Raw genomic sequence first — 14,603 nt, 5'->3', positions numbered from 1 at the left:
TCATCCGCGCAGCCGGGCGCCATACACTCGAGAGAGGCGATCCACCAGCGACTGGACGGCCTGATCGACCGTTTCGTCCTGGAGGGTCCCGCCAGTATCTTGCAAGGTCACCCGGAAGGCAAGGCTTTTCTCGTGCGCGCCTAGCCCGGAAGTATTTGATTTTGCACGAAATTCATCGAAGAGCGCAACCTTTTGGACGACGCGGCAGGCCTCGTCCTCGAGGCCCTTCTGGAGCTCGTCGAGCAGCGCCTGAACTTCGATCTTCTCGTCCACGACGAGCGCGATGTCGCGCTTCGCGGGCGGAAATTTCGACACGTCCGACGGTACAGGCAACGCGCGCCGCATCAGTGCCTCGGCCTCCACTTCGAACAGGATGGGCGCGTGCGGCAGATCGTACTTCTGCAGCCAGCGCGGATGCAGCTCGCCGATCCAGCCGACGGTCCGGCCGTCGATCTCGACGCGCGCGCTGCGCCCCGGGTGCAGCGCCGGATGTTCGGCCTTCACGAAACGCGCGACCTTGGGCGCGAGCAGCGCTTCGAGATCGCCCTTCGCATCGAAGAAATCGACGGCGCGCGTCGGTGCGCCCCACTGCTCGTCGAGCGCGGGACCGTAGGCGAGCGCGCCGACCATCTTCGGCTGCTCGAAGCCCTCGACCGTCATCTCGCCGGCCTTGACCGCCGGATCGTGCAGGAACACGCGCCCCACCTCGAACACGCGAATGCGTTCGGCCCGACGATTGAGGTTGTAGCGCAGCACGTTGACGAGGCTGCCGAAGAGCGTCGTGCGCATCACCGAGAGCTGGCTCGCGATCGGATTCAGGAGCCGCACGGGCGCCTCGTTGCCGGCGAAATCGTGCTCCCACTCCGCGTCGACGAAGCTGAAGTTGACCGTCTCGGCGTAGTCGCGCGCGGCCAGGGCATGGCGAATCGCGTGAACCGGGCGCTGCGTCTCGCGGGTCGGCCGCATCTCGTTGGCCGCGACGGGCGGATGCGCGGGAATCTTCTCGAAACCGTAGATGCGCGCGACTTCCTCGATCAGGTCTTCCTCGATCTCGATGTCGAAGCGATACGGCGGCGGCGTCACGCTGAACGTGTCGCCGGCGGCTTCGGTCTTGCGCTCGAACGCGAGACCGAGACGCGTGAAGATCTGCGCGATTTCGTCGGCGGCAATCGGCACGCCGATGATGCGCGCCGCGCGCGCGACGCGCATCGTCACCGGCGCGCGCTTCGGTACGTTGAGCGTCTGGTCGTCGACGGGACCGGCCTCGCCGCCGCAGATATCGAGAATCAACCGGGAAATGCGCTCGAGGTGCTCGACCGTCGTCGACCAGTCGACGCCGCGCTCGAAGCGATGGCCCGCGTCGGTCGCGAAGTTATAGCGGCGCGAGCGGCCGCGAATGCTGTCGGGCCACCAGAACGCGGCCTCGACGTAGATGTTCGTCGTGTCGAGCGTGACGGCCGTGCTGTCGCCGCCCATGATCCCCGCGAGGCTCTCGACATGCTGCTCGTCGGCGATCACACCGACCGTGCCGTCGAGCTCGACGGTGTTGCCGTTGAGCAGCTTCAGCGTCTCGCCCGGACGGCCCCAGCGCACCTCCATCGGGCCGTGGATCCTGTCGAGATCGAACACGTGCGACGGACGACCCAGTTCGAGCATCACGTAGTTCGAGATGTCGACGAGGGCCGAGATGCTGCGCTGGCCCGAGCGTTCGAGGCGTTCGACCATCCATTGCGGCGTCTTCGCGCGCGCGTTCACGCCGCGAATCACGCGGCCCGAGAAACGGCCGCAGAGGTCGGGCGCGGAAATGCGGACCGGCAGCTTGTCGGCGAGCGTCGCCTCGACCGGCGCGAACGTCGGCGTCTTCAGCGGCGCGCCGCTGATCGCGGCCGTCTCGCGCGCGACGCCGAACACCGACAGACAATCGGCCTTGTTCGGCGTGAGCTTGATTTCGAAGATCGTGTCGTCGAGGTTCAGCACGCGACGAATGTCCTCGCCGATCGGCGTGTCCCCGGGCAGGATCATGAGCCCGCTGTGGTCTTCCGAGAGCTTGAGCTCGCGCGCCGAGCACAGCATTCCCTGGCTCTCGACCCCGCGCAGCTTCGACAGTCTGATCGCGAACGGCGCGCCGCCCTCTTCGGCCGGCGGCAGTTGCGCGCCAACAAGCGCCACCGGCACCTTGATGCCGGGCGCGACGTTGGGCGCGCCGCAGACGATGTTCAGGACGGCGCCGGTGCCCGCATCGACCTGGCAGACGTTGAGCTTGTCCGCGTCCGGATGCTTGACGACCTCGAGCACCTTGCCGACCACGACCTTCGAGGTCGGCGGCGCGGCCGGACGCAGCCCTTCGACTTCGAGGCCGGCCATCGTCAGCGCGTGAGCGAGCGCTTCGGTCGTGAGCTGCGGATCGACAAAGGTTCTCAGCCAGGATTCGGGGAATAGCATGGGTTTTTACGTTCTAGACAGTGGAGACCGGCCGGAACCCCGGCCGGGCATCGGGCGTCATCAAGGAAGCCCGCGAAAACGCAGGGCGCCGGGAATGCCGTCGCCCGTCAGGCGAACTGCCGCAAAAAGCGCAGATCGTTCTCGAAGAAGAGGCGCAGGTCCTGCACGCCGTAGCGCAGCATCGTCAGGCGTTCGAGGCCGCTGCCGAAGGCGAAGCCGATGTAGCGTTCGGGATCGAGGCCCATGTTGCGGATCACGGCCGGATGCACCTGGCCCGAACCCGAAATCTCCAGCCAGCGGCCCGCATTCTTGCCCTGCTCGAACATCATGTCGATTTCGGCCGACGGCTCGGTGAACGGAAAGTACGACGGGCGAAAGCGCACGCGGATGTCGTCGCGCTCGAAGAATTTTTTCAGAAAATCGGTGTAGACGCCCTTCAGGTCGGCAAAGCTGACGTTCTCGGCGATCCACAGGCCTTCCACCTGGTTGAACATCGGCGAGTGCGTGGCGTCGCTGTCCACGCGATACGTGCGTCCCGGCACGATCACCTTGATGGGCGGCTGGTGCGTGCGCGCATAGCGCACCTGCATCGGGCTCGTGTGGGTGCGCAGCAGCAGCGTGCGGCCCTCGGCATCCTTGCCGTCCACGTAGAACGTGTCCTGCATCGAACGCGCCGGATGGTTCTCCGGGCTGTTGAGCGAAGTGAAGTTGAACCAGTCGGTTTCGATCTCAGGGCCGTCGGCCACGTCGAAGCCGATCGAGCCGAAAATCTGCTCGACGCGCTCCCAGGTCTGCATCACCGGATGCAGACTGCCCGTGCCGGCGCCGCGGCCCGGCAGCGTGACGTCGATGGCCTCGGCCGCGAGACGCTGGTTCAGCAGCGCGTCGGCGAGCGCCTGGCGACGCGCGTTGAGCGCGGCCTCGACGTGTTGCTTCGCGACGTTGATGCGCGCGCCCTCGGTCTTGCGCGCCTCGGGGTCGAGCTTGCCCAGCCCCTTCAGCAGTTCGGTCAGCGCGCCGGCCTTGCCGAGAAAGCGCGCCTTCTCGTTTTCGAGCGTGCTGGCATCGGCGGCCTGCGCGAAGGCGTTTTGCGCGTCGGCGACAATCTGGTCCAGATCCATTGATCCCATCATTTCAACGTCAGTGTTTCGGTCGGCGGCGCGGCCCGCGAAGGCGCGCCGAAGGCAAGATCGTCACGGGCGGCTCGACCAACGAAAACGGGGCTCGGTGAGGAGCCCCGTTTTTGCCGCGGCTCGCCGGGAGATCCCGGTTTCGCCGCGGCGAACCACGCATGACCGACATGCGTCTGCAGTGCTGTCAGGCTGCAACGGCGGCTTTCACCTGCTGGACGATGGCGGCGAACGCAACCTTGTCGAACACGGCCATGTCGGCCAGCACCTTGCGGTCGAGCTCGATCGACGCCTTCTTCAGGCCGTTGATGAACACGCTGTACGTCATGTCGTGCTGACGCACCGCCGCGTTGATACGCGTGATCCACAGCGCGCGGAACACACGCTTCTTGTTGCGGCGATCGCGATAGGCGTACTGCCCGGCGCGCATGACCGCCTGCTTGGCGATGCGGTAGACGTTATTGCGACGGCCACGGTAACCCTTGGCCAGCTTGATGATCTTCTTGTGGCGGGCCCGTGCGGTAACCCCACGTTTGACTCGAGGCATGTTTCGCTCCTTTGAGTGTGAGTTGAGGTTACGCGAACGGCAGCATTGCGCGCACGGAGTTCACATCGGAATCGTGAACGGCCGTGGCACCACGCAGATGGCGCTTGTTCTTGGTGGTTTTCTTCGTCAGGATGTGGCGCTTGAAGGCTTGACCGCGCTTCACGGTGCCACCCGGACGTACCACGAAGCGCTTCGCAGCGCTCTTCTTGGTCTTCATCTTGGGCATGACAGACAACTCCATTATTTGATGGACATGGGTGTGCGGCTGGCCTCGCGATTCATCGCCGGTCGATTACCCCGACAATCCGCTGCGCCCTGCTCCGCCCTTCGGAACCCACTCCACTTGGTATGGCGGTGGCCCGCACAATCTGCCGGCCACCGCCTTCTGGAACCTCGCCGCGAAACCCGCCGGCGCTGCTCCGGAACCTGCTTGCTACCAATACTTAAACAACACTTGACCCGCTCAATTACCGCCTGGCGGCTGCGCACCCGACTACCGGCGCGTACTGCCACACTACTTGCGGCCCGCCAGCCCGGTGAACCGCTTCCATAATTTTTCCGCTACCGGAGCCCGCCGTCGCCCACCATGAAGGACGACGAGCATGCCGCCGGTCACTTCTTCTTCTTCGGCGCCAGCACCATGATCATCTGGCGGCCTTCCATCTTCGGCATCTGCTCGACCTGCCCGACCTCGTCGAGGTCGGTGCGCAGGCGCTCGAGCATGCGCATGCCGATTTCCTGGTGGGCCATTTCGCGGCCCCGGAAACGCAACGTGATCTTCGTCTTGTCGCCTTCCTCGAGGAAGCGGATGAGATTGCGCAGCTTGACGTTGTAATCGCCGTCGTCGGTGCCCGGGCGGAATTTCACTTCCTTCACCTGGACCACCTTCTGCTTGAGCTTCGCCTCGTGCTGCTTTTTGGCTTCCTGGTACTTGAACTTGCCGTAGTCCATCAGGCGACAAACCGGCGGGACCGCCTGCGGGGCAATTTCGACCAGATCGACGTCCTGTTGTTCCGACAAACGAAACGCGTCAGCCAGCTTTACGATGCCGAGCGGTTCATTCTCGACTCCGACGAGACGCACCTCGGGCGCGGTAATTTCGCCGTTGATGCGATGCGACTTATCCGTAGCGATGTTACGTTTCCTTTTAAATATGAAAAAAACGAGCCGCGCTGCCGCTGTGGCTTACCGGAACGACTGCACGTCCTCACGCAGACGCTCGGCGAAGGCATCGACGGACATCACGCCCAGATCGACACCACCACGGGCACGCACGGCTACCGTTTGGGCCTCACGCTCCTTGTCGCCGACAACCAGCAGATACGGGACCTTTTCGAGCGTGTGCTCGCGTATTTTATAGCTAATTTTCTCATTGCGCAAATCGGCCTCCACTCTAACCCCTTGTTTTTGCAACGTTTGGGCGAGACTGAGGGCATATTCGGCCTGATTTTCGGCGATATTCATCACCACGACCTGCTGCGGCGCGAGCCACGCCGGCATTGCACCCGCATGGTGCTCGATCAGGATGCCGAGGAATCGCTCCATCGAGCCGAGAATGGCCCGGTGCAGCATGATCGGCCGGCGGCGGCCGTTGTCCTCCGCCACGTACTCGGCGCCGAGCCGCTCCGGCAGCACCATGTCGAGCTGCAGCGTACCGCATTGCCACGAGCGGCCGAGCGCGTCCTTGATGTGGTATTCGACCTTCGGCCCGTAAAACGCGCCCTCGCCCGGCAATTCCTCCCACTGCACGCCGCAGGCCCGCAGCGCGTCGCGCAGGCCTTCTTCGGCGCGATCCCACGTCTCGTCGGTGCCCGCGCGCGAATCGGGCCGCAGCGAGAGCTTGATGTCGATGTGCTCGAAGCCGAAGTCCTTGTAGACGCTCATCGCCAGCGTGTTGAACGCGATCGATTCGCCGATGAACTGGTCTTCCGTGCAGAAGATGTGCGCGTCGTCCTGCACGAAGCCGCGCACGCGCATGAGGCCATGCAGCGCGCCCGACGCCTCGTTGCGGTGGCACGAGCCGAACTCCGCGAAGCGCAGCGGCAGGTCGCGATACGAGCGCAGCCCGTGGTTGAACACCTGCACGTGGCCCGGGCAGTTCATCGGCTTGATCGCGTAGTCGCGCTTCTCCGACTCCGTCGTGAACATGTTCTCGCGATAGTTCTGCCAGTGGCCCGACGCTTCCCAGAGCGAGCGGTCCATGATCATCGGCGTCTTGATCTCGAGATAGCCGGCGTCGCTCACGCGGCGGCGCATGTACTGCTCCACCTGCTGCCAGAGTGCCCAGCCGCGCGGATGCCAGAACACCATGCCCGGTGACTCGTCCTGCATGTGAAAGAGGTCGAGCTGCTTGCCGAGCTTGCGGTGGTCACGCTTCTCGGCTTCCTCGAGCATGTGCAGGTACGCGTCCTGGTCTTCCTTCTTCGTCCAGGCCGTGCCGTAAATGCGCTGCAACTGCTCGTTCTTCGCGTCGCCGCGCCAGTACGCGCCCGCGACCTTCATCAATTTGAAGACCTTGAGCTTGCCCGTGGACGGCACGTGCGGGCCGCGACACAGATCGGTGAAGCCGCCGTGCGAATAGAGCTTGATGTCCTCGCTGCCCGGAATCGACTCGATGATCTCGGCCTTGTACTTCTCGCCGATGCGCTTGAAGTAGTCGACCGCCTCGCCGCGCGACACCACGCGGCGCGAAACCGGCTCGTCGCGCTTCGCGAGCTCCTGCATGCGCTTCTCGATCTTCTCGAGATCCTCGGGCGTGAAGGGCCGGCTATAGGCGAAGTCGTAGTAGAAGCCGTTGTCGATCACCGGCCCGATCGTCACCTGCGCCTCCGGGTACAGCTCCTTGACCGCGTAGGCCAGCAGGTGCGCCGTGGAGTGACGAATGATGTCGAGGCCGTCGGCGTCCTTCTCGGTGACGATGGCGAGCGACGCGTCGCGGTCGATCAATGCGGACGTGTCGACGAGTTCGCCGTCGAGCCGGCCGGCCAGCGCCGCCTTCGCGAGCCCCGGACCGATCGATGCCGCCACCTCGGCGACGGTCACGGGGTGATCGTACTGTCGAGTCGAACCGTCAGGCAGACGAACCGAAACCATTGCATTCTCCCCAGGTGCCCGCGAGGACACGTCGAACAACAGGTGAAAAACCAGCGCGCCCCGAACCGGCGGCAAAAAAAATGCGGCCCCGCTTTCGAGGGGCCGCATTCACATTTTTCGAACCAGACTACACGGGCGAAAGAGGTCCTCGACTAGCGTCGCTCCGAAATCGTTCCGGTCAACGTTCGCGGTGCCATAACCGTATCGCCTTGATGCGCCGAAGGCGCGTGAGTCGAAACCCAGAATCGTGCAGAGTGTGCTGCTGCATACTGCGTGGACCCCGGCAAAACAGACCGCCGAAAATCCGTTTTTCGTTGCATTTTTCGTTGGTAGGCTCGATTGGACTCGAACCAACGACCCCCACCATGTCAAGGTGGTGCTCTAACCAGCTGAGCTACGAGCCTAGAGAAACGAGATTATAGGGAGTCTACGCAGACCTTGCAAGCCCCCCGCTCGAGGAAAACGTAGCTGCCGGGTCAATTCCTGCGTGCGGCGCGCACGACGCCCTTCACCTCGCCGAGCAGCGTACAGGCGCGCTGGATCTGCGCCGCGCTCGACACCTCGACCGTGAACTGCATGAACGCCGTGTTGCGCCGCGACTGGCTCTTCACGCCGGTCACGTTCATCTTCTCGCGCGCGAACACTTCGGAGATGTCGCGCAGCAGCCCCTGGCGGTCGGCCGCCTCGATCGAGACGTCGACCGGGTAGACCGACTGTCCGCGCCCGCCGAGCACGTCGGCGGACCAGGTCGTCTGCAGCACGCGCTCGGGCGCGCGCTCGGCCATGCGCAGGAACGTGGCGCAGTCGCTGCGGTGAATCGACATGCCCTTGCCGCGCGTCACGAACCCGCTGATCGCGTCGGGCGGCGCGGGCCGGCAGCAGCGCGCGAGCTGCGTGAGCAGCGCGTCGACGCCCACCACGAGCACGCCCGCCGAAGCGCCGTGCGCCACGCTCGCGCCGCTCGCGCGCCGCGCCACCAAGTGTTCGGGCGCCGTCGCATCGGGCTCGGCGCCGGCCGGCGGCGCGTCGTGCAGCGCCTGTTCGACGTTGCGCAGGCTGAACTCTTCCTTGCCGACGAGCAGGAACAGATCGTCGGGCGCCTTGAAGCCGAGCTTCGCCGCGAGCTGGTCGAGATTGACCGACGTGCGGCCCTCGCGCTGCAGCGTCTTCTCGACCATCGCGCGGCCGGTCGAGATGTTTTCCTGCAGCTCGATCGCGTTGAACCATGCCCGCACCTTTTGCCGGGCCCGCGCGCTGTGCAGATAGCCGAGCTGCGAATTGAGCCAGTCGCGCGACGGCCCGCCCTCCTTCACGGCGACGATCTCGACGGTCTGTCCGTTGGCGAGCGGCGTGTTGAGCGGCACCATCGCGCCGTCCACGCGCGCGCCGCGGCAGCGATGGCCGAGCTCGCTGTGCAGGTGGTAGGCGAAATCGACGGGCGTCGCGCCCCGGGGCAGCGCGATCACGCGCGCCTGTGGCGTCAGCACGTAGATGTGATCGTCGTCGACCGTGGCCTGGCGCAGTTGCTCCCACGGCTGATGGCCGTCGGCCACGTCGTCCTTCCAGGCGAGCAGTTGGCGCAGCCACGCGATCTTCTCGTCGTAGCGGCCGCTCGCGCTGAACTGGCCGCCGTAGCCGCGCGCGCCCGCTTCCTTGTAGCGCCAGTGCGCGGCCACGCCGTATTCGGCGAACTGGTGCATCTCGCGCGTGCGGATCTGCACTTCGAACGCCCGGCCGTCGTCGCCGATCACGACCGTGTGCAGCGACCGATAGCCGTTCGGCTTGGGCCGCGAGATGTAGTCGTCGAACTCCCGCGGCACCGGCTGCCAAAGGTTGTGCACGATGCCGAGCACGGTGTAGCAGTCCTTGACGTCCGGCACGATCACGCGGAACGCGCGCACGTCGTAGAGCTCGGAGAAATCGAGGTCCTTGCCGCGCATCTTGCGCCAGATGCTGTAGATGTGCTTCGGCCGCCCGCTCACCTCGGCCTCGATGTGCGCGGCCCCGAGCTCCGCGCGCAGCCGCGCGATGGCCTCCTCGACATAGGTCTCGCGCTCGACGCGCTTCTCGTCGAGCAGCTTCGCGATGCGCTTGTAGGTCTGCGGCTCCTCGAAGCGCAGCGCGAGGTCTTCGAGCTCCCACTTCAGTTGCCAGATGCCCAGCCGGTTCGCGAGCGGCGCGTAGATTTCGAGCGTCTCGCGCGCCACCTCGGGCGCGGGCGTGATCTTCGCCGCCGCGTAATGGCGCAGCGACTGCAGGCGCGAGGCAAGCCGGATCAGCACCACGCGAATGTCCTGCGCGAACGCGAGCAGGAGCTTGCGCAGCGCTTCCACCTGGGCGCGGCGCGCGGCCTCGGCGTCGCGGCCCGATTCGGGCGCGGCCTGCGCCGCGCGCATGCTCACGGTGCCGAGGCGCAGCAGCTTGCGCACGTCGAGCACGAGCTGCGCGACTTCCTCGCCGAAGCGGCCCGCAATCGCGCGTTCGGGATCGTCCAGATGCGGCGTGAGCGTGAACAGCGCCGCCGCCAGCACGGCCGGCGGATCGACGTTGAGGCGTCGCATGATGTCCGCCGTGCCCTCGGCGTGCCGCACGAGCAGCTCGCCCGTCGAAAGGCGCGCGTCGCCGGCATGCTCGCGCACGAACGCAAGCGCCTCCTCGATGGAAGGCAGTTCGGCTAAGACGGCGGATTCGGCTGGCACGCCCGGACGGGTATCGCTGGTCATGGGACGGCGGCAGACCGGCGAAGCCGGCCGAACCGCTGGACGAGAAAAACGGAAACGAAAAAATCAGCCGCGCTGGGCGGCGACCACGACAACTTCCACGAGACAGGCCGGGTCCGCGAGCGTCGCCTCGACCGTCGCGCGCGGCGGCGCCGAGCCCGGCGCTACCCACGTGTCCCAGACGGCGTTCATGCCGGCGAAGTTGGCCATGTCGGAAATGAAGATCTGCACCGACAGCAGGTGCGACTTGTCGCTGTTCGCCTCGGCGAGCAGGCGGTCGACGTGACCGAGCACTTCGCGCGTCTGGCCGGTGATGTCCTGCTTCGTGTCCTCGGCGATCTGGCCGGCCAGGTAGACGAGACCGTTGTGCACGGCGATTTCCGAAAGACGCTTGCCGACGTGGTGACGAATGACTGCCATGAAAATTCCTGTGGATGGTGAACGGGAGCGGCGCTACGCCGGCGCGGCGCGCCTCGCCGGCAGGTTCGTATTATGCCGCCTCGACAGGTTGCCCGGAGAAGAACCGCCGCGCCAGGCCGATCTGGTCTTCGGCCAGGAAGGCCGGCGCATGGCCGACGCCGGCGATCTCGACGCTCGACACGTTGCGATTGGTCGCGCGCATCTTCGCGACGGTCTCGCGCGAGAGCAGGTCCGACTCCGCGCCGCGCACGACGAGCACGGGACCGGGAATGGCCGCGAACGAGCGCCACAGCAGCGCCTCGCCGAGCGCGCTCTGCTCGGGCGTCGTCGAGGCGAACGACTCGGCGATGCGCGGGTCGTAGCGGAACCGCCAGGCGCCGTCCACCTCGTGCAGCAGCGGCGTATTGATCTCGCGCCACTCGTCGGCCGTGAGCGGCCCGAACGAAGCCGCGAGCTGCGCCGCGCGATCGATGCCGTCCTGAAGCGTGGCGAAGCGCTCGTCCCGACCGAGGTAGGTGCCGATGCGTTCGAGCGAAACGGGCTCGATGTGCGGGCCGATGTCGTTGAGCAGCACACGTCCGACCGACGCGTCGGGCAGGCCCGCCAGCACCATGCCGATCATCCCGCCCATCGAGGTGCCGAACCAGTCGACCTTCCCGACGCCGAGCCGCGCGATCAGCGTGACCATGTCCGCGACGTACTGCGCAATGCTGTAGCCCTGCGGATCGGCAAGCCACGACGACAGCCCGCGCCCCGCCACGTCGGGACACACGACGCGCCAGTCGTCGCCGAACGCCGCCGCGAGCCGGTCGAAATCGCGCCCCGAGCGCGTGAGACCGTGCACGCACACGAGCACGCGCGAATTGGCCGGGTCGCCCCACTCGGTGTAGGCGAGCCGGTGCAGCCCCGACGGGCTCACGCACTGGACGAAATGCTGGCGGGGCACAACGGAAGCCATGCTCATCGTTCTATCCTCGCTCGAACCCGTAAAAGGCGATCGCCGCTCGATGCGGCACGATACGGCGCGATAAAGCGCAAACCGGCCGCGCCGCGCGGCGTCGCGTTCAGCTCACGGCGCTCACGTCGAGCGGCGCGCCCGTCTTCGCCCTGATCTCGTCGACGGCGACGCCGGGCGCCAGCTCGATCACCTTGAGCCCGGCGGGCGTCACTTCGATCACGCCGAGATCGGTGATGACGAGGTCGACCACGCCGACGCCCGTGAGCGGCAGCGTGCAGGCGTCGAGAATCTTGTGCTGGTCGCCCTTCGCGACGTGCTCCATCAGCACGACCACGCGGCCGACGCCGGCGACGAGATCCATCGCGCCGCCCATGCCCTTGATCATCTTGCCCGGAATCATCCAGTTCGCGAGGTCGCCGCTCTTGCTGACCTGCATCGCGCCGAGGATCGCGAGGTTGACGTGGCCGCCGCGGATCATCGCGAACGAGTCCGCCGACGAGAAGATCGACGAGCCGGGCAGCGTCGTCACGGTCTGCTTGCCGGCGTTGATCATGTCGGCGTCGACTTCGTCCTCGGCCGGGAACGGGCCGATGCCGAGCAAGCCGTTCTCCGACTGCAGCCACACCTCGACGCCCGCCGGCACGTGGTTGGCCACGAGCGTCGGCAGGCCGATGCCGAGATTCACATAGAAACCGTCCTGCAATTCCTGCGCCGCGCGGGCGGCCATTTCGTCACGAGTCCATGCCATGATCGGTCTCCTTACGTGCGCACGGTGCGTTGTTCGATGCGTTTTTCCGGGTGCGCATTGAGCACGATGCGCTGCACGAAGATGCCCGGCGTGTGGATCGCGTCGGGATCGAGCGCGCCGTTCTCGACGATCTCCTCGACCTCGACCACGGTAATCCGGCCCGCCATCGCGCACATCGGGTTGAAGTTGCGCGCGGTGCGCCGGTAGACGAGGTTGCCCGATTGATCGGCCTTCCAGGCCTTCACGAGCGCGACGTCGGCCGTCAGCGAATGCTCGAGGATGTAGTGCCGGTCGCCGAACTGGCGCGTTTCCTTGCCCTCGGCGATCTGCGTGCCGTAGCCCGTGTTCGTGAAGAACGCCGGAATGCCGGCGCCCCCCGCGCGCAGCTTCTCGGCCAGCGTGCCCTGCGGCGTGAATTCGAGTTCGAGCTCGCCCGCCAGGTACTGGCGCTCGAACTCCTTGTTCTCGCCGACGTACGACGAGATCATTTTCCTGATCTGCCGCGTTTCCAGCAGCAGCCCGAGGCCGAAGCCGTCCACCCCCGCGTTGTTGCTAATGCAGGTAATGCCCTGCACGCCCGAGTCGCGCAGCGCCGCGATCAGCGCCTCCGGAATCCCGCACAGGCCGAAGCCGCCGACGGCGAACGTCTGTCCGTCCTTGACGATGCCTTCGAGCGCGGCGGCCGCGCTCCCATAGACCTTGTTCATCAGTGTGTCCCTTCCTCTTTATGGATATCGGCCTTCGGGCCCGGCGCGCGGGTGCCTCGCGAAACGCCCGTACCCCGAATCGTCATTCTAGCCACGCGCCGCGCGCGCTGCCGCCATGCGGGCAACGCAGTCGGCCGGCCCCTTTTTCCGGTCGCCTGCGCCAAGCGTACGCCGCCCCGACAACGGGGCGCAATCGGAGAAACCGCCAGGCCGCCGGGCATTCCCCCGGATGTCGCCGGGCGTCAGTCGAACGTCAGTCGAGCCGCACGAACGTCGCGTTCCCGAGCGTCGCGCGCAACGCGTCGGGAATCGGCACGGACTTGCCGGCCGCATAGTCGACCCAGACGCAGCGCGCGTTGCCGCTCGCGTAGAGCGTCTGCGCATCGTCGGCGCGGCGCAGCTCGAAGCCCGTGTCGAAGCTGCTGCGCCCGGGCTCGCCGACGCTCATGCGGCACACGATGTCGCCCGGATAGTGCAGTTGCCTCAGGAATTCCATCGACGCGTTGACGATCACGGGCCCCTGCCGGGCGCCGTGGCCGCCGCCGAAGCCCAGGTGTTCGAGCCAGGAAATCCGCACCTGCTCCATGTAGCGGAAATAGACGGTGTTGTTGACGTGGCCGAACGCGTCCATGTCGCCCCAGCGGATCGGCATGGACATCTCGAACACGGGCCGGTAGTCGCTCATCGTGGTTGCCTGCGAAAGCGCGAAAACGCGCGGATTCAGATGAGGCCGAAGCCGTCGTCGGCACTGATGATCGAGCCGTTGATGAACTGCGACTCGTCGGCCGCGAGCAGCAACAGCAGGCCGTCGAGATCCTCGGCGTGGCCCACGCGGCGGCGCGGCAGCAGCGCGACGAGCTTCTGGCCGGACTCGGTCGTCCAGTGGTGGTGATTGAGTTCGGTGTCGATGTAGCCGGGGCAGATCGCGTTCACGTTGATGCCGTGCCGCCCCCATTCGGACGCCATCGCCTTCGTCATGTGGATGACGGCGGCCTTGCTCATCGCGTAGAGGCCGACTTGCGGCAGCACGCGCAGCCCCGCCATCGACGCGATGTTGATGATCCGGTAGCGCGGCTTCGCGCCGCTGTTGCCGCGCATCGTCATGCGCCTCGCGACTTCCTGGGCCACGAAGAACGCCCCGCGCGTGTTCGTGCCGAAGACGTATTCGAAATCGGCTGGCGTCACCTCGGAGAGCTTCTGCGTCGTCGACACGCCCGAGTTGTTCACGAGGATGTCGATCATGCCGGCCTCGGTTTCCGCGTGGGCGACGGCCGAGCGGATGCTCTGGCAGTCGGTCACGTCGAGCGAGACCACGTGCGCGGCGCCCCCGGCGGCCTCGATCTCGGCGCGCAGCTCCTTGAGCCGTTCGACGCGGCGACTCGCCAGCACGACCTTCGCGCCGGCCTGCGAGAGCACCTGCGCGAAGCGCTTGCCGAGCCCGCTCGACGCGCCGGTGACGAGCGCCACCTTGCCTTCCAGATTGATCGAACGACCCATTGCGGCATTCCCGAAGCGGTTGGAGACGAAGACCAGCTCGTGCGTCGCGCCGCCCCCGCGCAGGGACGGCCGGTGAACCGGGCATAAAATAGCATGCCCGTACCAATGTGCGCGCGGCGGGTTGCGGCGCCCCATGCGTTCCCGGACAATAACCCACCCGAAAAAAGCATTCCATTCTAATGGCAAGAGGAGCTTTGATGACCCCCGCAAGTCTTCTGGAGCAATACGGTCCGCGCGAGTCGATGGAGTACGACGTCGTGATCGTCGGCGGCGGCCCGGCCGGGCTCTCGGCGGCGATCCGCCTGAAGCAGCTCGCCCAGGAAAAAGGCGTCGAGATCGGC

14 protein-coding genes and 1 tRNA gene are annotated in these 14,603 nt (G+C 66.2%); 1 reads left to right on the top strand and 14 read right to left on the bottom strand.

From position 1 onward, the window contains the following. The 14 genes from pheT to CY652_RS22065 all read right to left on the bottom strand — a co-directional run bounded on the left by pheT (nt 1) and on the right by CY652_RS22065 (nt 14,262). The gene (gene pheT / locus CY652_RS22135) at nt 1-2,442 is read right to left on the bottom strand and encodes a phenylalanine--tRNA ligase subunit beta (RefSeq protein ID WP_102132862.1); all 2,442 of its coding nucleotides are present in this window, start codon (nt 2,440-2,442) and stop codon (nt 1-3) included. Between the two features lie 107 nt (nt 2,443-2,549). Then, complete coding sequence (gene pheS / locus CY652_RS22130) at nt 2,550-3,563, bottom strand: phenylalanine--tRNA ligase subunit alpha (protein ID WP_180970729.1); 1,014 nt, start codon at nt 3,561-3,563, stop codon at nt 2,550-2,552. A 196-nt stretch (nt 3,564-3,759) separates the two neighbouring features. Next, the gene (gene rplT, locus CY652_RS22125) at nt 3,760-4,119 is read right to left on the bottom strand and encodes a 50S ribosomal protein L20 (RefSeq protein ID WP_102132861.1); all 360 of its coding nucleotides are present in this window, start codon (nt 4,117-4,119) and stop codon (nt 3,760-3,762) included. A gap of 28 nt (nt 4,120-4,147) precedes the next feature. Continuing rightward, nucleotides 4,148-4,345: a 50S ribosomal protein L35 gene (gene rpmI / locus CY652_RS22120; protein WP_102132860.1), complete on the bottom strand. Its 198-nt coding sequence runs from the start codon at nt 4,343-4,345 to the stop codon at nt 4,148-4,150. A 386-nt stretch (nt 4,346-4,731) separates the two neighbouring features. Next, on the bottom strand, nt 4,732-5,274 hold the full coding sequence (gene infC / locus CY652_RS22115) for a translation initiation factor IF-3 (protein WP_258002415.1): 543 nt from the start codon (nt 5,272-5,274) through the stop codon (nt 4,732-4,734). A gap of 30 nt (nt 5,275-5,304) precedes the next feature. Continuing rightward, nucleotides 5,305-7,212, bottom strand: coding sequence for a threonine--tRNA ligase (gene thrS, locus CY652_RS22110; RefSeq protein WP_102132858.1), 1,908 nt, complete (start codon nt 7,210-7,212; stop codon nt 5,305-5,307). Between the two features lie 327 nt (nt 7,213-7,539). Next, nucleotides 7,540-7,616, bottom strand: a tRNA-Val gene (locus CY652_RS22100). A 72-nt stretch (nt 7,617-7,688) separates the two neighbouring features. Beyond that, complete coding sequence (locus tag CY652_RS22095; protein WP_102132857.1) at nt 7,689-9,935, bottom strand: RelA/SpoT family protein; 2,247 nt, start codon at nt 9,933-9,935, stop codon at nt 7,689-7,691. Between the two features lie 63 nt (nt 9,936-9,998). Beyond that, the gene (locus CY652_RS22090; protein ID WP_102132856.1) at nt 9,999-10,352 is read right to left on the bottom strand and encodes a RidA family protein; all 354 of its coding nucleotides are present in this window, start codon (nt 10,350-10,352) and stop codon (nt 9,999-10,001) included. Nucleotides 10,353-10,422: 70 nt separating this feature from the next. Next, nucleotides 10,423-11,316, bottom strand: coding sequence for an alpha/beta fold hydrolase (locus CY652_RS22085; protein ID WP_102132855.1), 894 nt, complete (start codon nt 11,314-11,316; stop codon nt 10,423-10,425). Between the two features lie 100 nt (nt 11,317-11,416). Continuing rightward, nucleotides 11,417-12,058 carry a CoA transferase subunit B gene (locus CY652_RS22080; protein ID WP_102132854.1) on the bottom strand — a complete coding sequence of 214 codons (642 nt, stop codon included), beginning with the start codon at nt 12,056-12,058 and terminating at the stop codon, nt 11,417-11,419. 11 nt (nt 12,059-12,069) lie between these two features. Then, entirely contained in the window at nt 12,070-12,765 is a 696-nt protein-coding gene (locus tag CY652_RS22075) for a CoA transferase subunit A (RefSeq protein WP_102132853.1), read from the bottom strand. Between the two features lie 253 nt (nt 12,766-13,018). Next, on the bottom strand, nt 13,019-13,450 hold the full coding sequence (locus tag CY652_RS22070; protein WP_102132852.1) for an acyl-CoA thioesterase: 432 nt from the start codon (nt 13,448-13,450) through the stop codon (nt 13,019-13,021). A 35-nt stretch (nt 13,451-13,485) separates the two neighbouring features. Further along, nucleotides 13,486-14,262 carry an SDR family oxidoreductase gene (locus CY652_RS22065; protein ID WP_102132851.1) on the bottom strand — a complete coding sequence of 259 codons (777 nt, stop codon included), beginning with the start codon at nt 14,260-14,262 and terminating at the stop codon, nt 13,486-13,488. 197 nt (nt 14,263-14,459) lie between these two features. Between CY652_RS22065 and CY652_RS22060 the strand changes: the two genes are divergently transcribed. Further along, nucleotides 14,460-14,603 (top strand): FAD-dependent oxidoreductase (locus tag CY652_RS22060; RefSeq protein ID WP_146010184.1); only part of this gene is annotated, 144 nt, incomplete at its 3' end.

Source organism: Burkholderia sp. WAC0059, from assembly GCF_002870125.1.
Taxonomy (GTDB): domain Bacteria; phylum Pseudomonadota; class Gammaproteobacteria; order Burkholderiales; family Burkholderiaceae; genus Paraburkholderia.
This window is presented reverse-complemented; position numbering and strand designations above follow the sequence as displayed.

Excerpts from the sequence above, each read along its gene's own strand:
- pheT (WP_102132862.1), bottom strand. The coding sequence starts at position 2,442 with ATGCTATTCCCCGAATCCTGGCTGAGAACCTTTGTCGATCCGCAGCTC.
- pheS (WP_180970729.1), bottom strand. The coding sequence starts at position 3,563 with ATGGATCTGGACCAGATTGTCGCCGACGCGCAAAACGCCTTCGCGCAG.
- rplT (WP_102132861.1), bottom strand. The coding sequence starts at position 4,119 with ATGCCTCGAGTCAAACGTGGGGTTACCGCACGGGCCCGCCACAAGAAG.
- rpmI (WP_102132860.1), bottom strand. The coding sequence starts at position 4,345 with ATGCCCAAGATGAAGACCAAGAAGAGCGCTGCGAAGCGCTTCGTGGTA.
- thrS (WP_102132858.1), bottom strand. The coding sequence starts at position 7,212 with ATGGTTTCGGTTCGTCTGCCTGACGGTTCGACTCGACAGTACGATCAC.
- CY652_RS22095 (WP_102132857.1), bottom strand. The coding sequence starts at position 9,935 with ATGACCAGCGATACCCGTCCGGGCGTGCCAGCCGAATCCGCCGTCTTA.
- CY652_RS22090 (WP_102132856.1), bottom strand. The coding sequence starts at position 10,352 with ATGGCAGTCATTCGTCACCACGTCGGCAAGCGTCTTTCGGAAATCGCC.
- CY652_RS22085 (WP_102132855.1), bottom strand. The coding sequence starts at position 11,316 with ATGAGCATGGCTTCCGTTGTGCCCCGCCAGCATTTCGTCCAGTGCGTG.
- CY652_RS22080 (WP_102132854.1), bottom strand. The coding sequence starts at position 12,058 with ATGGCATGGACTCGTGACGAAATGGCCGCCCGCGCGGCGCAGGAATTG.
- CY652_RS22075 (WP_102132853.1), bottom strand. The coding sequence starts at position 12,765 with ATGAACAAGGTCTATGGGAGCGCGGCCGCCGCGCTCGAAGGCATCGTC.
- CY652_RS22070 (WP_102132852.1), bottom strand. The coding sequence starts at position 13,450 with ATGAGCGACTACCGGCCCGTGTTCGAGATGTCCATGCCGATCCGCTGG.
- CY652_RS22065 (WP_102132851.1), bottom strand. The coding sequence starts at position 14,262 with ATGGGTCGTTCGATCAATCTGGAAGGCAAGGTGGCGCTCGTCACCGGC.